Below are 19556 nucleotides of genomic sequence, written 5' to 3' on the forward strand. Positions count from 1 at the left end.
ATGCGCTCTCTTACCCTCCACCTGAAGTTCCTGATCGCCATCCTGGTGGTGCTGGGCATTTCAGTTACGGCCTATCAGATCTTCGTGCTCGGGATTCCCGTGACCGAAGACGCCACCGACGACTTGTGGAACATCGACGCCAAGGTCGAGTTCGTCGCCAGTGCCAAAGACCCGGTCAAGATCCAGATGTTCGTGCCGCCGCTGAGCCGCGATTACGTCAGCCTCAACGAGAGCTTCATCTCCAATAACTACGGCGTGGCCGTGAACCGTGTCGACGGCAACCGCAAGGTCACCTGGTCGGCACGTCGGGCCAAAGGCAACCAGACCCTGTATTACCGCCTGGTACTGACCAAGCGCTACTCCGGTGAAAAGCTCAAGGTCAAAGGCCCGACCTTTCGCGACAGTATCGCCGTCGAAGGCGCGGAAAAAATCGCCGCCGAAGCCCTGCTCGCGCCAATCCGCCAACACTCGGCCGACGTCGAAACCTTCATCGGCGAAGCCATCAAGCGGGTCAACAACCTCAACGACGACAACGTGAAACTGCTCCTGGCTGGCGATCCGGCCACCGCCAACAAAGCCAGGATCGTCGAGTTGGTCCTGTCGATTGCCCACGTGCCGGTGGAAAAGGTCCACACCATCCGTCTGGTGGCCGACCAACCGCAAGTCCCGGAACTCTGGCTGCGCAGCTTCAACGGCACCGACTGGCTGTACTTCAACCCGGAAACCGGCGAACAGGGCCTGCCGACCGACCGCCTGCTGTGGTGGACCGGCGATGAAAACCTGATCACCGTCGATGGCGGCAAGAAAGCCACCGTGACGTTCAGCATGAACAACAGCGAAATGAACGCGATTCGCCTGGCCAAGCTGACCGACGAAAACACCGACGCCAACTTCCTCGAATACTCGCTGTACGGCCTGCCGCTGCAAACCCAGCAGACGTTCATGATCATGGTGATGATCCCGATTGGCGTGCTGGTGATCCTGATCCTGCGCAACCTGATCGGTATCCAGACCCTGGGCACCTTTACGCCGGTGCTGATTGCCCTGGCCTTCCGCGAAACCCAGCTCGGCTTCGGCATCGTGCTGTTTACCATCATCACGGCGCTGGGGCTGTCGCTGCGCTCCTACCTTGAGCACTTGAAGCTGCAAATGCTGCCGAGGCTGTCGGTGGTGCTGACCTTCGTGGTGGTGCTGATCGCGACGATCAGCCTGCTCAGCCATAAACTCGGCCTCGAACGCGGGCTGTCGGTGGCGCTGTTCCCGATGGTGATTCTGACCATGACCATCGAACGCCTGTCGATCACCTGGGAAGAACGCGGCTCCGGCCACGCCATGAAAGTGGCGATCGGCACGCTGTTCGCAGCATCCCTGGCGCACCTGATCATGACCGTGCCAGAGCTGGTTTACTTCGTGTTCACCTTCCCCGCGATCCTGCTGATCCTGGTGGGTTTCATGCTGGCCATGGGTCGCTATCGCGGTTACCGCCTGACCGAACTGGTGCGCTTCAAGGCTTTCCTCAAGAAGGCTGACGCCTGATGTTCGGTTTCTGGAAAACCTGGAAGGCCCTGGAAGCCCGGGGCATCATGGGGATCAATCGGCGCAACGCGGACTACGTGCTCAAGTACAACAAACGTAGCCTGTACCCGATTGTCGATGACAAGATCATCACCAAGGAGCGCGCCATCGCCGCCGGCATTCACGTGCCGGAACTGTATGGCGTGATCTCCACCGAGAAGGAAATCGACAACCTCGACGAGATCATCGGCGGGCGCAACGATTTCGTGATCAAGCCGGCCCAGGGTGCGGGCGGCGACGGCATCATTGTGGTGGCCGACCGTTTCGAGGGCCGCTATCGCACGGTGTCCGGCAAGATCATCAGCCATGAGGAAATCGAGCACCATATTTCGAGCATCCTCACCGGCCTCTATTCGCTGGGCGGGCACCGGGATCGCGCGCTGATCGAATACCGCGTAACCCCGGACCAAATCTTCAAGAGCATCAGCTACGAAGGCGTGCCGGATATTCGCATCATTGTGCTGCTGGGTTATCCGGTGATGGCCATGCTGCGGCTGCCCACCCGCCAGTCCGGCGGCAAGGCCAACCTGCATCAGGGCGCCATCGGCGTCGGTGTCGACCTCGCGACAGGCCTGACATTGCGCGGCACCTGGCTGAACAACATCATCACCAAGCACCCGGACACCACCAACGCGGTGGACGGCGTGCAACTGCCCTACTGGGACGGTTTCATGAAACTCGCCGCCGGCTGTTATGAGCTGTGCGGGCTGGGTTACATCGGTGTCGACATGGTGCTGGACCAGGAAAAAGGCCCGCTGATTCTTGAGCTCAATGCCCGGCCGGGGTTGAACATTCAGATTGCCAATGATTGCGGCCTGACGTTGCGCACCCATGCGGTCGAGGCGCGGCTGGAAGAATTGAAGGCGCGCGGAGTGATAGAAACGGTTGAAGAGCGCGTGGCGTTTGTTCAGGAAATGTTTGGGCATATTCCGGCGGTTGAGGGTTGATCCGAGACCGCGTTGCTGCCTTCGCGGGCAAGCCTCGCTCCTACAGGTTTTGCGTCGTTCGCCCAATATATGAACCACACAAAACCTGTAGGAGCGAGGCTTGCCCGCGAAGACTGACTACCCGTCACCACAGCACTCAACCCTGCCCCCAATCTGCCAATCCCCTCTAGGAGCAATTCCCGCAGAGGACTACAATCGCTGCCCCGCCACGATGGCTGACCTGCCCCGCCCATGTTGACCTGTTCCGTACACCCGCTGCCCTATCGCGCCAACCCCGCCGAGTACTTCGCGGCGATTCGTCATGCCCCTGGCGCCGTGCTGCTCGACAGTGGCAGGCCGATCGCCGATCGCGGCCGTTACGACTTGCTCAGTGCCTGGCCGCTGGAGCAATTGGCCGTGTTGCCCGAGGAAAGCGGTGACGATTTCCTGCAACGCCTTCGTGTCAACTTGACTCGACTCGGTGAAGCGAACGTTCCTGATGAACTGCCGTTTGCCGGCGGCCTGATCGGTTACCTGAGTTACGACTTCGGTCGGCATCTGGAAAACCTGCCGAGCCAGGCGCAAGACGACCTGCAATTGCCCGACGCACGCTTCGGCCTGTACGACTGGGCGTTGATCAGCGACCACCAATTAATGACCAGTCAGTTGGTGTTCCATCCAACACTGCCCGAGACTGAGCGTCAGCGCCTGATCGTGCTGTTCAGTGATCCAGCACCCGCCTCCATTGAGCCCTTCAAACTGAACGGCCCGATGAGCGCCGATTTGAGCGCTGAGCAGTATCGTCAGGCGCTGGAGCGCATTCAGAATTACATCCAGGCTGGCGACTGTTACCAGGTCAACTTCGCCCAGCGTTTCCGCGCTCAGTGCCAAGGCGATCCGTGGGCCGCGTATGTCGCGTTACGGGCGGCGTGCCCGACACCGTTTTCCGGTTTCCAGAGCCTGCCCGACGGCGGCGCGGTATTGAGCCTGTCGCCGGAGCGTTTCGTCAAAGTCAGCGAACGTCATGTGGAAACCCGCCCGATCAAAGGCACCCGGCCTCGTGGGCTGACCCCGGCAGAAGATGCCGCGAACGCCGCCGAGTTGCTGGCCAGCCCCAAGGACCGCGCGGAAAACTTGATGATCGTCGACCTGCTGCGCAACGATTTGGGTCGCACCTGCCGCATCGGCTCGGTGCGAGTGCCGGAATTGTTCAGCCTGGAAAGCTACCCGAACGTGCATCACCTGGTGAGCAGCGTGACCGGGGAATTGGCGGATGAGCGGGACGCACTGGACTTGATCGCCGGCAGTTTCCCGGGCGGTTCGATCACCGGGGCGCCGAAGATTCGCGCGATGCAGATCATTGATGAGCTGGAGCCGACCCGACGCGGGTTGTATTGCGGTTCGTTGCTATATCTGGACGTGCGCGGCGAAATGGACAGCTCCATCGCCATTCGCAGCTTGCTGGTCAAGGATGGGCAGGTGTGTTGCTGGGGCGGCGGCGGAATCGTCGCAGACTCCGAGTGGCAGGCCGAATACCAGGAATCGATCACCAAGGTGAAAGTGCTGCTCGATACCCTGCAAAACCTTTAAGAGCTTCGCGGGCAAGCCTCGCTCCTACAGGTTTGTGTCGTTCGTCGGTCATTTGATCGACACAAACCTGTAGGAGCGAGGCTTGCCCGCGAAGGCGTCCTCGAAAATGACTACAAACTCAATGCGCGGTTGGAGGCCTTGATGAATTCCTGCTTCAAATCCTCAAACGTATGCACCGCCGGGAACTGCGGGAACTCGCGAATCACGTTGTCCGGCGCATGGAACAGAATCCCGGCATCAGCCTCGCCCAGCATCGTGGTGTCGTTGTAGGAATCACCCGCCGCAATCACCCGGTAGTAAAGGCTCTTGAAGGCCAACACCGACTGACGCTTCGGATCTTTCTGACGCAACTGATAGCTCGTCACCCGACCGGCATCGTCGGTAATCAAACGATGGCAGAGCAAGGTCGGGAAGCCCAGCTGACGCATCAGCGGCTGGGAGAATTCGTAGAAGGTGTCCGACAGAATCACCACCTGAAAGCGCTCGCGCAGCCAGTTGACGAACTCGATGGCACCGTCCAGCGGCTTGAGCGTGGCGATCACTTCCTGGATGTCGGTGAGTTTCAGGCCGTGCTCATCCAGAATCCGCAGGCGCTGCTTCATTAGAACGTCGTAGTCGGGGATGTCCCGAGTGGTGGCCCGGAGGGATTCGATCCCGGTTTTTTCGGCGAAGGCGATCCAGATTTCCGGGACCAGTACACCTTCAAGATCCAGACAGGCAATTTCCACAAGACACTCCCATTTGTATTGATTATTGAGTCGAGCGAACAAAAAGATTGCCGAACTCTAGCGACTCGAGCCGGCCTGCGCAACGCAGAGGGCGCGCCAGTGGCCGCAGGTTTTTGTTACCATCAGGGCCATATAGAGCGCCCAGCGCCACCGACCTGTAGGAAGCCGCCCTGATGAGCCCAACGTTCGACGTCGTGGAACTCGCCACGACCTATGCCAACAAATCCGCCCAGGACATCCTGAAACTCGCGTTCGCCGAGTTCGGCGATGACCTGTGGATATCTTTCAGCGGCGCCGAGGATGTGGTGCTGGTGGACATGGCCTGGAAGCTGAACAAGAACGTCAAAGTGTTCAGCCTCGACACGGGCCGCTTGCACCCCGAGACCTACCGCTTCATCGATCAGGTGCGCGAGCACTACAAGATCGACATCGAGCTGGTGTCGCCGGACTACACCAAGCTTGAACCGTTCGTGAAGGAAAAGGGCCTGTTCAGTTTCTACAAGGACGGCCATGGCGAATGCTGCGGCATCCGCAAGATCGAGCCGCTGCGCCGCAAGCTCTCGGGCGTCACCGCCTGGGCCACCGGCCAGCGTCGGGACCAGAGCCCCGGCACCCGCAGCGCCGTGGCCGTGCTGGAAATCGACACCGCGTTCTCCACGCCGGAGCGCACCCTGTACAAATTCAACCCGTTGGCGCAAATGACCAGCGAAGAGATCTGGGGTTACATCCGCATGCTTGAGCTGCCGTATAACAGCCTGCATGAGCGCGGCTTTATCAGCATTGGCTGCGAGCCGTGCACCCGCCCCGTGTTGCCGAACCAGCACGAGCGTGAAGGTCGCTGGTGGTGGGAAGAAGCGACGCAGAAAGAATGCGGGCTGCATGCCGGCAACATCATCAGCAAATCCAAGGCCTGACCCCCGCCTCATAGAGATCCAAATGTGGGAGCGGGCTTGCTCGCGAATGCGGTGGGTCAGTCGACATCACCGTTGACTGACCCACCGCATTCGCGAGCAAGCCCGCTCACACAGGGGATTCGTTTTCAGCCTGAGAAATGTGTACACAGGAATGTCACCATAGGTGCCATTTATGTGTGCACTTTTTGTTTCTGCGCCCCCAAAAGTTACATCCTCGTGTCCTGACTTCCTCAGTCAGACTTTCCTGAAAATCCCGCTTAAAAATAAATACCTGTTCAATCGGTCAATTTATAGTGCCTGTTTTTCAGCAACTTACAGAACAAGCATAACGAAACGAAATTAACAGTGAAATTCATAGACCGGGAACTGGCATAGATCTGGCTTAAGTGCATACATGTTTTGTATACAATCACAATCAAAACATACACACACTTTAGATCCGCAAGCCTGAAGCGCCCTATCCCGTACAGGCTGCAGATGCCCCGTAACCAATGATGCTGACTACCCGCGACGAAGATTTGTCGAGCCCACGCTCATGCACAGTCATCGCGACGCCAAGCTTCAGGAGCCTGCCGGAATGCGTACTAGTCTCTCCAATAACAACATCGCGCTGGATCTGCCCTCCTCCCACCCCACTTCCGTCACCCACGATCAAACGTATCAAGCACCCGTGGTGCTCAGTCCCCGACTGCACAACAAGGACCTGGCGCCGACCAAGGCCGAAGGCCGGCGCTGGGGCCGTTACAGCATCTTTGCCCTGTGGACCAATGACGTTCACAACATTGCCAACTACTCCTTCGCCATCGGTCTGTATGCGTTGGGTCTGGGTGGCTGGCAGATTTTGCTGTCCCTGGGGATCGGCGCGGCGCTGGTGTATTGCTTCATGAACCTTTCCGGTTACATGGGCCAGAAGACCGGCGTGCCGTTTCCGGTCATCAGCCGGATCAGTTTCGGCATTCACGGGGCGCAGATTCCTGCGTTGATCCGCGCGGTTATCGCCATCGCCTGGTTCGGGATTCAGACGTACCTGGCGTCAGTGGTCTTTCGCGTGTTGCTGACAGCGGTACATCCCGGCTTCGCCGAGTACGACCACAACTCGATCCTCGGCCTATCGACCTTGGGCTGGGTATGTTTCGTGGCGATCTGGTTCGTGCAATTGGCGATCCTGGCGTACGGCATGGAAATGGTGCGGCGCTACGAAGCCTTCGCCGGGCCGGTGATTCTGCTGACCGTCGCCTCTCTCGCCGGGTGGATGTACTTCCAGGCCGACGCGACCATCGCCTGGTCGATCCGCGAACCGCTGACCGGTGGCGAGATGTGGCGCAACATCTTTGCCGGCGGCGCGTTGTGGCTGTCGATCTACGGCACGCTGATCCTCAACTTCTGCGACTTCGCCCGCTCTTCGCCGTGCCGCAAGACCATCAAGGTCGGCAATTTCTGGGGCTTGCCGGTGAATATTCTGGTGTTCGCGAGCATCACCGTCCTGCTGTGTGGCGCGCAATTTCAGATCAATGGCCGGATCATCGAAAGCCCGACAGAAATCATCGCCTCGATCCCCAACACCTTCTTCCTGGTACTCGGCTGCCTGGCGTTCATGATCGTTACCGTGGCGGTGAACATCATGGCCAACTTCGTCGCCCCGGCCTTCGTGCTCAGCAACCTGGCGCCGAAATACCTGACGTTCCGCCGCGCCGGGCTCATCAGCGCAACCATCGCGGTGCTGATCCTGCCGTGGAACCTCTACAACAGCCCGCTGGTGATCGTGTATTTCCTCTCCGGCCTCGGCGCCCTGCTCGGCCCGTTGTACGGAGTGATCATGGTCGATTACTGGCTGGTACGAAAAGCTCAGGTCAACGTGCCGCAGTTGTACAGCGAAGATCCCAACGGCGCTTATTACTACAGCCGCGGGGTCAACTTACGCGCCGTGGCGGCGTTCATTCCTGCGGCGCTGATCGCCATCGTCCTGGCGCTGGTGCCGGGTTTCCACAGCGTATCGCCGTTCTCCTGGCTGATTGGCGCCGGTATCGCCGGAATGCTCTACCTGATCATCGCCAAGCGGCAGCCGCATTACGCCGACGTCAGCGGTGAAGCCATAGCGGTCGATAACGTCTGCCATTAATCCCACGGCGGCCCTGCACCGTCGGGCCGCAGAACCACCCGCTATAAGGACTTCCCATGCGAATTCTCGTGGTCAACGTCAACACCACCGAATCCATCACCCAGGCCATCGCCCGCCAGGCGCAGACTGTCGCCGCGCCCGGCACTGAAATCGTCGGCCTGACGCCTTACTTCGGTGCCGATTCCATCGAAGGCAATTTCGAAAGCTACCTGGCCGCCATCGCCGTCATGGACCGGGTGATGGCCTACGACCACCCCTTCGACGCGGTGATCCAGGCCGGTTACGGCGAGCACGGTCGCGAGGGTTTGCAGGAATTGCTCAACGTGCCGGTGGTGGACATCACCGATGCCGGCGCCAGCACCGCGATGTTTCTAGGCCATGCCTATTCGGTGGTCACCACCCTCGACCGCACCGTGCCGCTGATCGAGGATCGCCTCAAGCTGTCCGGGCTGTGGGACCGCTGCGCATCGGTTCGGGCCAGTGGTTTGGCAGTACTGGAGCTGGAGTCCGATCCCGAGCGTGCGCTGGAGGCGATTGTGCGCCAGGCGGAATTAGCGGTGCTTGAGGACAAGGCCGAGGTGATTTGCCTGGGCTGCGGCGGGATGGCCGGGCTGGGCGAGCAGATTCGTCGGCGCACCGGCGTGCCGGTGGTGGATGGCGTGACGGCGGCAGTGACGATTGCCGAGTCGCTGGTGCGGTTGGGGTTGTCCACGTCCAAAGTGCGGACGTATGCGACGCCACGGCCGAAAAACATTATCGGCTGGCCGGGGCGGTTTGGCCGTTGAGTTTGCAGCTTTAGACCGGGTCGACCCCTTCGCGAGCAAGCCCGCTCCCACATTTGATTTGTGCACGACACAGATCCAATGTGGGAGCGGGCTTGCTCGCGAAGGCCGCACTGCGGTATCGAGCCAAACTCAGATAGCACTAAACCGCTGCCCCAACCCCTGCTCCGCAAACTGCTCAATGATGAAATCCACAAACGCCCGGGTCTTGCCCGGCAGCAGTTTGTGCTCAGCGTAATAGATAGAAATGTTGCCATCGTCGACGTACCAATCGGGCAACACCCGCTGCAAAGTCCCCGCCTGCAGATACCCCGAAGCGAACGGCATGCTCACCAGCGCGATACCCAAGCCCTGAGTCGCGGTCGCACACGCGGCTTCCGAATCACTCATAGTCATCCGCGCGGTGAGCGTCAACGGACTGTGTTGCCGGGTGCGACTGGTCAATTGCCACGAACGCACGCGACCGGTCTGCGGTGACCGAATGAGGATGCCATCGTGAAGCTTGAGATCTTCAGGCTCGATGATCGCCTCACGTTCCGCCAGATAGTCGGCTGACGCCACCAACACCCGATGCGCCGGGGTCAGCTTGCGCGCCACCACGCCTTGGGGCAGCTCGAATCCGCCACCAATCGCCGCATCGAAACCCTGGGCAATCAGGTCGACCTGACGATTGTCGAAATGCCAGTCCGGATTGATCGCCGGGAAGCGCCGCAGAAACTCCCCGAGCAACGGCACCACGTACAGACGCCCGAACACCGTGCCCATGCTGACTTTCAGCGTGCCGGCCGGGCGCCCTTCGGCGCTGGCCAGATTGGCCACGGCATTCTGGATCGTGTGCAGGCTGGCGCTGACTTCGCCGAGAAACAACTGACCGGCTTCGGTCAATGTCAGGCTGCGGGTGCTGCGCTGAAACAGCCGCACACCCAACCGCGCCTCAAGCTTGGCGACGCTCTTGCCCACCGCCGCCGGGGTCAGGCTCAGGCGTCGCGCGGCTTCGGCGAAGCTGCCGACCTCGGCACTGCGCACGAAGCATTCGATACTGCTGAAGGTTTCCATAAGCGCCACTATAAACTTTTGGTTTACACAGACTATCGCAATTACCGTCTACACAGCCTGTAATCCGCAATCGATACTAGGCTCCATCAACCGAGACAATCTCGCCTCGGGACTTCGGAGATCGATATGACTACTCAGAACCTCAGCGGCAAAGTGGCGTTGATTCAAGGCGGGTCTCGCGGCATCGGCGCAGCCATCGTCAAACGCCTCGCCGCTGAAGGCGCGACAGTCGCCTTCACTTACGTCAGCTCCACGGCCAAAGCCGAAGCATTGCAAAACAGCATCACCGATAACGGCGGCAAAGCCCTGGCTATCAAGGCTGACAGTGCTGATGCCGAGGCCATTCGCAACGCCGTGAACACCACCGTCGAAACCTTTGGTCGCCTGGACATTCTGGTCAACAACGCCGGTGTGCTGGCCGTTGCACCGCTGGAAGAGTTCAAACTCGAAGACTTCGACCAGACTCTCGCAATCAACGTGCGCAGCGTATTCATCGCGACCCAGGCCGCCGCCAAACACATGACCGAAGGCGGTCGCATCATCAACATCGGCAGCACCAACGCCGACCGCATGCCCTTCGCCGGTGGCGGCCCGTACGCCATGAGCAAATCGGCACTGGTCGGCCTGACCAAAGGCCTGGCCCGTGACCTCGGCCCTCGCGGCATCACCATCAACAACGTGCAACCGGGCCCGGTCGACACCGACATGAACCCGGCCGACGGCGACTTCGCCGACAGCCTGATCCCGCTGATGGCCGTAGGTCGTTATGGCAAAGCGGAAGAAATTGCCAGCTTCGTCGCCTACCTCGTCAGCCCGGAAGCCGGCTACATCACCGGTGCCAGCCTGACCATCGACGGTGGTTTCGGCGCCTGATACCGGTCACAACGCCAATCAAATGTGGGAGCGGGCTTGCTCGCGAAAGCGCTGTGTCAGCCAACATCAATGTCGACTGACACTCCCTCTTCGCGATCAAGCCCGCTCCTACATTTGTTCTGCGTCAGGCCCAATCGAGCGCTGGTAATCCACAGGCGCTCGGCTTGAACGCCTTCAACGTACGAAGAATGCCATCGGCGTGTGCGTACTTTTCGTCGGCCATCGCCGCATCCGGGATCGCAATCGCCGTCATCCCCGCCGCTTTCGCCGCCGTGACACCAAACGGCGAATCCTCGAACACCAGGCAATCCTCGGGCGCGACGCCCAGGCGTCGTGCCGCCGTGAGAAAGATGTCCGGTGCCGGTTTGGCGGCGCCCACTTCCGGGTCGTCAGCCGTCACGACAAAATCGAACAGCGCAAACCAGTCACGGTGCAAGGTGGTTTTCTGGCCAAACGACTGGCGCGAAGAACTGGTGCCCACCGCGATCGGAATGTTGTTGGCCTTCAAGTGCCGAACCAGTTCCTGCGCCCCCGGCATGGCCAGCGCTTTAGGAAAACGCTCGCGCATCAAGGGTTCGCGAATCAACAGGAATTCTTCGGCGGTAATCGGCAGGTCCAGCGCCTCGACCACATAACGCGCCAGATCACCGGCACCACGGCCAATGATGTGCTGCTTGATGCTCCAGTCGAACGTCCGGCCGTAACGCCCGGCAATGATCGACGTGACCTCGGTGTAAATGCCTTCGGTGTCCAGCAGCAAACCGTCCATATCGAAAATAACGGCCTTGATCGGGCCGAATTCTTTCAGCGGTGCATTCATCGCATCTGATCCGTTTTTAATGACATCCCAGGCGGCTCAGGTACGGCCGGATCCGTGATCGATTAAAGGTTTCAGCAGCATAACGAGCGCCGTGGGCATAGGGCAACGACCAATGCCCCGGCGGTCATCATCAATTAGCGATTCGCCCTACACCAAACACCTCTTTTCCCGACTTCTTTCCCCGTTGATACCCCGCAAAGTCTCGCGACCCACATCGATCCGTGCGAGAGGCTGCGAATGTTCGACCCCGATAAGCTCCTGGCCTTGAACAACAGCATCGGCCTGCTGGTGGTCGCCGCCATGAACCCCGAGCATCCGGATGTCGAAGCGTTGCTCGGTGATTTCCGGCTCTGCCTCAATGATTACGAGGCCTGGGCGGAACGCTTCTGGACCGGTTCGGTGCTTGATGTCGAGCAAGTATTCAAGGTCGGTGACGAGGTCCGACTCAGCGCGCCGACGGATTCCACCGGCCCCAGTTCGACAGTCGCCCTGTGCCCGGCCAGCGGTCCGTTGACCCTGGTGCATATGTTTGAAGCCGCGAGGTTCGTGCCGATCGGTAATACGCCGGTCATGCTCGAACGCATCCTCTCGGAGCACAACGGCGAGTGGGTGGTCGCAGACCCCATTCACGAAACCATTGGCCCCAGCGGCATCCTCGAAATTCCCGAATGCTGGCGTGGCCATCGCTACCGCATCACTTTTTTTCCCCATGTTTCGGCCGCGCACGTCAAAGCGCTCTACGCCTCTTATCAAGGTGTGATCGGCGAGCTGGAAGGCTGGCTGCGTAACGAGTGGACCACAGAGTTCCAACCGTTGTGGGCCGCATTTTCCGACGCCGGTTTCAGCCAACGCTACGGCATGCTGCAACAGGCTGACTGGCGTGGCTTCGAGAACTCGCTGAACAGTCTGTGGGATGACGTGAAGCAGCTCTACGCCCTGATTGCGGATCTGCAGACCAACAGCGAAAAGCTCCTTGAATACTTGACCCAAAGCGAACTCGAAACCCTGCTGAACGCCTCGGCTGAAGCCATCGCCACCGTGTTAATGGTGTTGAGCGACGAGCCGTTGCTGTTCATTTACCTCGCGGCGTTCACCAGTTGGCTGAGGATGTTGCCGCCGCAACACGTCGCCGAAGTCGTAGCGGAAATCCGCACAGGCCTATTGATCAGCTTCCTGCTGCTATGCCTCACAGGTCCTGCGGGTTTGAAGCTCGGCTTTAGCGCGAAAGTGTTGGGCAAGATCAAGTCTGCGCGAGCCCGGGAATGGCTGGCGGGTGCGGGCTTGCGCCTGTCCGGACTGATGACCAGGTCTGACCTCAATGCGCACGCGGGTGTGCTCAAGCCGTTGATGGTCAGCGCCCGCAATGCGCCGCTCAAACCTGCGCCGGCGGTTCCTTTGCGTATCGCCGCCGCCGATTCGCCGGTGCTGCTGGTGAACAATCCGGTCGCTATGGCTCGCAACAAGTCCGAGGCCATGACCAGGATAGTCAGGCAGGAGCATCGCGATGAGGCCCCTGCTCAGGCGAAAAACCCCAACGGCGACAGCGCCGATTGCTCAGCGCTGACCTGCACCAGCGGTTGTCCGGTATCGATGGTCACGGGCGAAGAGTTGCTCACGCTGACCGATGGTTCGCTGGATGGGAACTTGCCGTTCGACTTCACCCGGCTCTATCGCACCAGCGCCGCCGAACTCGATTGCGGGCTCGGCTTTGGTTGGAGTCACAGCCTCGCGCATCGACTGGACATCGATCACAACGACGTCATCTGGATTGACCATGAAAACCGTCGTACGACTTTTCCGCTGCCGAGTAGCGAGCGTCCGACGATTCACAACAGCCTGTCACGGGCGGCGATTTATCGGGGGGCAGAGCCAGAAGAGCTGATCGTTGCACTGGCCGGCGAGAAAACGCGATTTTTGCATTTTCGTACAGGACTCCTGACCGCGATCAGCGATGCCTATGGCAATCGACTGACGGTTCAGCGGGATTCTTCCGACAGGATCAAGCGCCTAGACAACGGCGCCGGGCGCTCCCTGCTCTTGCGTTATGAACGCCGACATCTGATCGCCATCGATTATCAGAGTTTTCATCCCGCCGACACCCTGGAGCACGCCTGGCGTACCGAGCAGACACTGGCTGCCTACCGCTATGACGCCTGCCATCGCTTGATCGAAGCGACCAATGCCGCCGGCGAAAGCGAACGTTATGACTACGACGATCAGCAAGTCCTTCTCCAGCGGCAATTGGCGGGTGGGGCAAGCTTCTTCTGGGAGTGGGAAAGGTCTGGCAAGGCGGCGCGATGCGTGCGGCATTGGGCGTCGTTTTCGCAGATGGACACGCGCTACGTCTGGGATGACCACGGCAGCGTCACCGTCCTCAACGTCGATGGCAGCGAAGAAGTTTACGTCCATGACGACCGGGCGCGACTGGTGCGCAGGGTCGGCCTGGATGGCGGCGAACAGCTCAAGACCTACGACGATGCGGGTCGGTTGATCGCCGAACAAGATCCACTCGGCGCGATAACCCGATACGACTATGACGAGATGGGGCGGCTGGTTGCGCAGATTCCACCGGAAGATGCACCCACCACCTACGAGTACCGCCACGGTTTCCTGCACGCTCGGTATCGCGGTAAAGCGGTGTGGAAATATCAGCGCAATGTTCAGGGTGACGTCACCGAAGCGACCGACCCCGAGGGCCATGTCACCCACTATTACTACGACGAAAAAGGTCGGCTGCTGTCGATCCGCTATCCGGATAGCAGTCGGCAGGTGTTCGTCTGGAATGCCTTGGGACAATGGGTCGAGGAGACCCTGCCGGACGGAGGTCAACGGCGGTTTTCCTACGATGCGTTGGGCCGGCGGATTACTCGTCAGGATGAACACGGCGCCATCACCCGTTATCAATGGGACGCCGTCGGCCGACTGATTCTGACAACGCTGCCCAATGGCGCCAGCCGCGCGTTCAGCTACAACGCCTACGGCAAGGTTACCGCCGAACGCGATGAACTGGGCCGCATCACCCGTTTTGAATACGCCGAAGACCTGCACCTGGTCAGCCGTCGGATCAATCCCGATGGCACCCAACTGCGCTATCGCTACGACAACGCCCAGCTATTGCTGACGGAAATCGAGAATGAATCCGGCGAAAAGTATCAGCTGGACTACACGCCCAATGGATTGATCCGACAGGAAACCGGTTTTGACGGTCGACGCACCGCTTATGCCTACGACCTCGCCGGTCAGCTGTTGGAGAAAACCGAGTTTGGCAACGACGGTACACAGCGGGTTACAGGCTATCAGCGCAATTCGACGGGTCGGCTGCTGGTCAAGACGCTGCCCGACGGGGTCAAGGTCGAATATCGCTACGACAGCCTGGGTCGACTGGTCAGCGTCGACGATGGCCACGATCATCCGCTCGAGTTCGAGTACGACCCTCAGGATCGCCTGATCACCGAGCACCAAGGTTGGGGCACGCTGCGTTACGGCTACGACGCCTGTGGCCGACTCAACCACCTGCGACTGCCGGACAACAGCAAACTCGATTACCACCACGTCAAGGGCGGCGCGCTTACGGCCATCGACCTCAATGGCACCCAACTGACGGCTCATGCATTCCTCGCTGGCCGCGAGCAAAGCCGTCAACAAGGTCTGTTGCTCAGCGATTATCAGTACGACGATCAGGGCCGTCTGAAAGCTCACTCTGTCAGACTACAGCGACAACCGCTGTATTGCCGCGATTACACCTACAGTGCCAATGGCAATCTCGACGCCATTGCCGACACCCGACATGGCCAACGCAGCTACCAATACGATCCACTCGACCGCCTGATCCGCGTCCGCCACTCCCGCGATCACCAACCGGAAAGCTTTGCCCACGATCCGGCGGGCAACCTGCTCATGCAGGATCGTCCCGGCGCCGCGAAGATCTCGGGTAACCGCCTGATGATGCAAGGCGACCGGCATTACGACTACGACGCCTTCGGCAACCTCATTCGCGAACGCCGAGGCACTGCACAAAAACTCGTCACTGAATACCGCTACGACTGCCAGCACCGACTGGTCGGCGTCACGTTGCCGGATGGAAGTTGTGCGAGTTACCGCTACGACGCCTTCGGCCGCCGTATCGCCAAAACCGTCGACGGCAACACCACCGAGTTCTTCTGGCAGGGCGACAACCTCGTCGCCGAAAGCGGCCCCGAGTATTACCGCAGCTACCTCTACGAACCCGGCACCTTTCGCCCGCTGGCGATGCTCGACGGCAAAGGCCCACGCCAGGCGTGCCCGTTCTACTACCAACTCGACCACCTCGGCACACCGCTGGAACTCACCGACTACAGCGGCGACATCATCTGGGCCGCCCAATACACCGCCTATGGCCGACTCACCCGCCTCAACCGCGACACCCACCAGGTTCTCGACCAGCCATTGAGGTTTCAGGGTCAGTACTTCGATGCGGAAACGGGCCTGCATTACAACCGGCATCGTTACTACAATCCGGAAATTGGGCGGTACCTGACGCAGGATCCGGTCAAGCTGGCGGGTGGGTTGAATGGGTATCGGTATGGGCTGAATCCGACGGGTCGGGTTGATCCGTTGGGGTTGAGTGAGTGTCCGGGGAGTGGTAAATGCAGGCCGGCGGAGGGTGTTGAGGATCCGTCTGGGAAAGCGAAGGTTGATGAGGGAGAAGTAGCACTTCCCTCTTCAAACGGAGAAAGCGACTATCTGTATCGTGGTGATCTTCGTCGTCCGGATGAAATTTTTAGAGCTGGGTTCGAGAGCCTAGGAAACAGTACTGACTTGTTGCTTCATGCGTGGGATAACAAAAATCCACCTAGCAATTTTGTAAGTACATCGACAGACCGTGAGGTGGGCATTGATTTCGGCACAAGGTACAGAACCACAAAAGGCTACTTATACACATTGAAAAGAATCCAAGGCCACGACATTAACAAGGAGCTACACCCTGACGACATCCCCTATAGCTATGAAGATGAGATAGCAATCCCAGGCCGAGTCAAAAGCGAAGACATTCTTGGTGCTTCCCCTCTTAAAAAAGATGGCAGCTACGTGGGATATTCAGTGCCGAATCCTCGAAGGAAGTAATCCATGCCTACTAAGAAAATACCTGTATTGATCGATGGAAAATTAGAGTCAGCCATTCTTGATTACGATGAAAAAACCCCGGCCATACGTCTGACGATGGAAAGCGGATGGACAAAGCAATTCACGGGACAAGACATCTATGAGTGCCTGGGAAAAATAATCAAGGAACTGCCTGAAGTTAAATTCCTATGCAAAGGAGCAAAAATAAACGTACGCCCATCCAGCATGTCATCACAAATGACCTCGGGAATTATGGCTTACGAGCATAAGTTAGGTGTCCGGGTCACCCGAAATGACATTGTCAATATCTTCGACTACGACGACCAAGACATCATTAGCGATCCACAAATGCAGACAGACTTTTTCTTCCAGTGGTTAGAATCGATCAAGCAGAAATAAGAAGCCCAGCTTACAGCCGGGCGCACAGCTGGTCTTGGTAAAGGCGTCCCGCAATTGAATTACGGGAGTAAAACCTGGAATGTCTCTCAACTCGGCTCACCCGAACCATCCTCACCCGCAATGTCCGGATCATCTGGCAGCGCCTCAACATCCCCGCGCTTCACATCATCCGACGGCACTTGCTCAACCTCCGTGTCATCGTCCGGCGGACGTTGATCGCGGCTCAACGAATCGGTGGGAGACGGCAGCGGGTATTCGGGGGTTTCATCGATGTCGGCGTTTTTCGGATCAGCGTTCATAAGGCACCTCTCGAAGAGCCTGAAAAGCAGGCCCTGATATTTCGAGAGCGGTGCAATGCGCGCGTTCGATCAGAGAGACGATCGGTCACCAGGCTGATCAATCCTCTTCTTCGTCCTCCTCTTCTTCATATTCGAGGTTTCCTACATCGCCCGCGTCATCAGAATCGTTCAGGGGCACCGTCGCATCATCCATCAGAGAACCCGGGTCTTCGTTGCCGGGGTCATTAATGAACGGCAGCCCGCTCGGGCCTTTTTCTTCCTTGCCTTCGGTTTCAGGAGTCATGGCATGCCTCATAACGTTCAGGGTGTATGAAGTTCGAGGCAACCTGCGGCCAAACGTTCCGACGTCCTGTCCACAGATACGAAAAACCCGGCACGAGGCCGGGTTTTTGCTGTGACTCGATGTCGATTAATGATGTTTGTTTCTGTGCTTGTTCCGATGTTTATTTTTGCTGCCGTTCCCCGAATGAGAACTGCCACTGTCGGTGCCCAGGTTATTACCGACCGCGCCACCTGCCGCACCGCCCAGGCCGGCGCCGATGGTGGAGCCGGTCGAGCCACCAAGACTGTTACCAATCACCGAGCCGCCAGCCGAGCCCAAACCACCGCCGATGGCGGCTTCGGTGCGGCTGCCTTTTTTGGCACCCACCGCACTGCCCGCCGCACCGCCAACGCCGGCACCAATTGCTGCCCCCGTGCTGCCGCCCATTTGCTGGCCGACCACGTTACCCAGTGCACCGCCAATACCACCGCCAACTGCAGCTGTGCCGTCACCGGCAGCCATTGCACCTTGAGCGACCAAAAGTCCCAGAACTACTGTGGACAATGTCAAACGCATGATATGAACCTCTAATTTCGCATCGGGGGTGAGGAAAACGCGCTGCGGATGGGCGTGAGTCTAGCACCTGCGCCCGCTGAACCGGCCAGCGATAACGGTTGGACCGCGAAGGCTTGCGAAGCGCTCGACAGGAAACATTCAGACATGAAAAAGCCCGGCATCAAGCCGGGCTTTTCAATGGAGCGATTTCGATCAGTGACGCTTGTGACCTTTGGCCAGGTTGCTGCCGACGCCGCCACCCAATGCGCCGCCCAAACCTGCGCCGATGGTGGAGCCGGTCTTGCCGCCCAGGCTGTTACCGATCACCGAACCACCGGCTGCGCCGACGCCGCCACCAATGGCTGCTTTAGTGCGGCTGCCTTTGCGCGCGGCGACGGCACTGCCCGCTGCACCCGCAACGCCGGCACCAATCGCAGCACCGGTGCTGCCGCCCATGCTTTGGCCGACCACGTTGCCCAGTGCGCCACCCAGACCACCACCGATAGCGGCAGTGCCATCACCAGCAGCCATCGCACCTTGAGCAACCAGAAGCCCAAGAACCAGAGCAGGCAGTGTTAAACGCATGACGAAAACCTCAAAAATAGGGGGAAACCGAAAGCCGGGGATTGAATGCTTTAGCGCAGGAAACGTCCACACAAAAACCTCCGTCCCTCGCAAATAGCGACGATTGGACAGCATTTATGGAAAAGGTTTTATGACAGGCAAAAAAAAGCCCGCTGGGGAACGGGCTAGGAGTTGCTTTCTAACGGATGAGTTGAGCCTACGTAAGACGTTGTGAAAACTTTGTGAAAGACGCGGCGCTAAACATTCGCTGTCACACAATCCTCCAGACATAAAAAACCCCGTTCGATGACGGGGTCTGTAAGGTGGGTTCATCACTTCCTGGCAGGGGCCGTTACCTTAGGCAAGAATTTCGCCTTCGGCCCTGCGCTTACCTTGGATTTCATCTTGCCGACCTCGGTCTGGTCTTCGCCGAAGCTAGCCACGTAATCCGTCTGGCCACACTGCACGCAATTGTTGATCGGAAACTCTGCCCCGTCGTCTTCGATATACGGATCAGCCATAAATTCGCCCCTCTCAAAAACGGGATCGACACCGGCAAGCCCTATTTGCCTGAAAAATATCGACCACCAAGGATTTTGAGACTAGTCGGTCATTACTGGACTTGTAGTTCAGATTACCCAGCGCCCGACGAATGGCCTCTCGTCAGGCTCACCGCAATTTGACCGCCGTCCCGGTCACGAACACCACCACCATCCCGCCCTTCCCGGCCGGCATACTGATCTCGAAATCGAGCCCCACCACCGCATCCGCCTGAAGCGCCCGCGCCCGTTCCTTGATTTCGTCAGTGGCCTGAATACGCGCTTCCTTCAACGCCCGCTCCAACGTCTGCGAGCGCCCCCCGAAAAAATCCCGCATCCCGGCGAACATATCGCGGACAACGTTGACGCCCTGCACCGACTCGGCGCTGACGATGTCCAGGTAAGCGGTGATTTGCCGGCCTTCGATGGTGTGGGTTGTGGTGGTGATCATG

At 59.1% G+C, this 19556-nt stretch carries 18 protein-coding genes; 9 read left to right on the plus strand and 9 right to left on the minus strand.

Annotated elements, in window-relative coordinates; genetic code table 11:
- The 3 genes from ACIPL2_RS16745 (at nt 1) to pabB (ending at nt 4091) form a co-directional block, all read left to right on the plus strand.
- Entirely contained in the window at nt 1-1536 is a 1536-nt protein-coding gene (locus tag ACIPL2_RS16745; protein WP_059404640.1) for an inactive transglutaminase family protein, read from the plus strand.
- On the plus strand, nt 1536-2522 hold the full coding sequence (locus ACIPL2_RS16750) for an alpha-L-glutamate ligase-like protein (protein WP_401358001.1): 987 nt from the start codon (nt 1536-1538) through the stop codon (nt 2520-2522). The genes ACIPL2_RS16745 and ACIPL2_RS16750 overlap by 1 nt, the downstream gene beginning before the upstream one ends.
- A gap of 231 nt (nt 2523-2753) precedes the next feature.
- The gene (gene pabB, locus ACIPL2_RS16755; protein ID WP_401358003.1) at nt 2754-4091 is read left to right on the plus strand and encodes an aminodeoxychorismate synthase component I; all 1338 of its coding nucleotides are present in this window, start codon (nt 2754-2756) and stop codon (nt 4089-4091) included.
- A 110-nt stretch (nt 4092-4201) separates the two neighbouring features.
- On the opposite strand, the gene thrH is transcribed toward pabB, so the two are convergent.
- The gene (gene thrH / locus ACIPL2_RS16760; protein WP_008027341.1) at nt 4202-4819 is read right to left on the minus strand and encodes a bifunctional phosphoserine phosphatase/homoserine phosphotransferase ThrH; all 618 of its coding nucleotides are present in this window, start codon (nt 4817-4819) and stop codon (nt 4202-4204) included.
- Between the two features lie 173 nt (nt 4820-4992).
- Here thrH and ACIPL2_RS16765 point away from each other — a divergent pair, with 173 nt between their 5' ends.
- The 3 genes from ACIPL2_RS16765 to ACIPL2_RS16775 all read left to right on the plus strand — a co-directional run bounded on the left by ACIPL2_RS16765 (nt 4993) and on the right by ACIPL2_RS16775 (nt 8637).
- Nucleotides 4993-5733 (plus strand): phosphoadenylyl-sulfate reductase, encoded by a 741-nt coding sequence (locus ACIPL2_RS16765; protein ID WP_008027340.1) that lies wholly within the window; start codon nt 4993-4995, stop codon nt 5731-5733.
- A gap of 577 nt (nt 5734-6310) precedes the next feature.
- Nucleotides 6311-7852, plus strand: coding sequence for an NCS1 family nucleobase:cation symporter-1 (locus ACIPL2_RS16770; protein ID WP_401358005.1), 1542 nt, complete (start codon nt 6311-6313; stop codon nt 7850-7852).
- A gap of 56 nt (nt 7853-7908) precedes the next feature.
- Nucleotides 7909-8637: an aspartate/glutamate racemase family protein gene (locus ACIPL2_RS16775; RefSeq protein ID WP_401358007.1), complete on the plus strand. Its 729-nt coding sequence runs from the start codon at nt 7909-7911 to the stop codon at nt 8635-8637.
- A 129-nt stretch (nt 8638-8766) separates the two neighbouring features.
- On the opposite strand, the gene ACIPL2_RS16780 is transcribed toward ACIPL2_RS16775, so the two are convergent.
- Complete coding sequence (locus ACIPL2_RS16780) at nt 8767-9690, minus strand: LysR family transcriptional regulator (RefSeq protein ID WP_401358009.1); 924 nt, start codon at nt 9688-9690, stop codon at nt 8767-8769.
- A 126-nt stretch (nt 9691-9816) separates the two neighbouring features.
- On the opposite strand from ACIPL2_RS16780, the gene ACIPL2_RS16785 reads away from it, so the two are divergent.
- On the plus strand, nt 9817-10563 hold the full coding sequence (locus ACIPL2_RS16785) for a 3-oxoacyl-ACP reductase family protein (RefSeq protein ID WP_401358011.1): 747 nt from the start codon (nt 9817-9819) through the stop codon (nt 10561-10563).
- Between the two features lie 124 nt (nt 10564-10687).
- Here ACIPL2_RS16785 and ACIPL2_RS16790 read toward each other — a convergent pair whose 3' ends face one another.
- Nucleotides 10688-11383, minus strand: a complete 696-nt coding sequence (locus ACIPL2_RS16790; RefSeq protein WP_401358013.1) for an HAD-IA family hydrolase — start codon at nt 11381-11383, stop codon at nt 10688-10690.
- 237 nt (nt 11384-11620) lie between these two features.
- Between ACIPL2_RS16790 and ACIPL2_RS16795 the strand changes: the two genes are divergently transcribed.
- Together ACIPL2_RS16795 and ACIPL2_RS16800 are read left to right on the plus strand one after the other, a co-directional pair.
- A complete protein-coding gene (locus ACIPL2_RS16795) occupies nt 11621-16486 on the plus strand; it encodes an RHS repeat-associated core domain-containing protein (RefSeq protein ID WP_401358014.1) in 4866 nt (1621 codons plus the stop codon).
- A 3-nt stretch (nt 16487-16489) separates the two neighbouring features.
- Nucleotides 16490-16885 carry a hypothetical protein gene (locus ACIPL2_RS16800; protein ID WP_401358015.1) on the plus strand — a complete coding sequence of 132 codons (396 nt, stop codon included), beginning with the start codon at nt 16490-16492 and terminating at the stop codon, nt 16883-16885.
- Nucleotides 16886-16971: 86 nt separating this feature from the next.
- Here ACIPL2_RS16800 and ACIPL2_RS16805 read toward each other — a convergent pair whose 3' ends face one another.
- The 6 genes from ACIPL2_RS16805 to ACIPL2_RS16830 form a co-directional block, all read right to left on the minus strand.
- Nucleotides 16972-17184 carry a hypothetical protein gene (locus ACIPL2_RS16805; protein WP_401358016.1) on the minus strand — a complete coding sequence of 71 codons (213 nt, stop codon included), beginning with the start codon at nt 17182-17184 and terminating at the stop codon, nt 16972-16974.
- A gap of 97 nt (nt 17185-17281) precedes the next feature.
- Nucleotides 17282-17467, minus strand: coding sequence for a hypothetical protein (locus ACIPL2_RS16810; protein ID WP_401358017.1), 186 nt, complete (start codon nt 17465-17467; stop codon nt 17282-17284).
- A gap of 126 nt (nt 17468-17593) precedes the next feature.
- Nucleotides 17594-18022, minus strand: a complete 429-nt coding sequence (locus tag ACIPL2_RS16815; protein ID WP_401358018.1) for a glycine zipper domain-containing protein — start codon at nt 18020-18022, stop codon at nt 17594-17596.
- Nucleotides 18023-18214: 192 nt separating this feature from the next.
- A complete protein-coding gene (locus tag ACIPL2_RS16820; RefSeq protein WP_059404653.1) occupies nt 18215-18586 on the minus strand; it encodes a hypothetical protein in 372 nt (123 codons plus the stop codon).
- A 311-nt stretch (nt 18587-18897) separates the two neighbouring features.
- A complete protein-coding gene (locus ACIPL2_RS16825) occupies nt 18898-19086 on the minus strand; it encodes a hypothetical protein (protein WP_401358019.1) in 189 nt (62 codons plus the stop codon).
- Between the two features lie 148 nt (nt 19087-19234).
- Nucleotides 19235-19555, minus strand: a complete 321-nt coding sequence (locus ACIPL2_RS16830; RefSeq protein ID WP_059404655.1) for a YbjQ family protein — start codon at nt 19553-19555, stop codon at nt 19235-19237.
- Nucleotide 19556: the final 1 nt, after the last annotated feature.

It is taken from the genome of Pseudomonas sp. NPDC086251, assembly GCF_044746405.1.
Taxonomy (GTDB): domain Bacteria; phylum Pseudomonadota; class Gammaproteobacteria; order Pseudomonadales; family Pseudomonadaceae; genus Aquipseudomonas.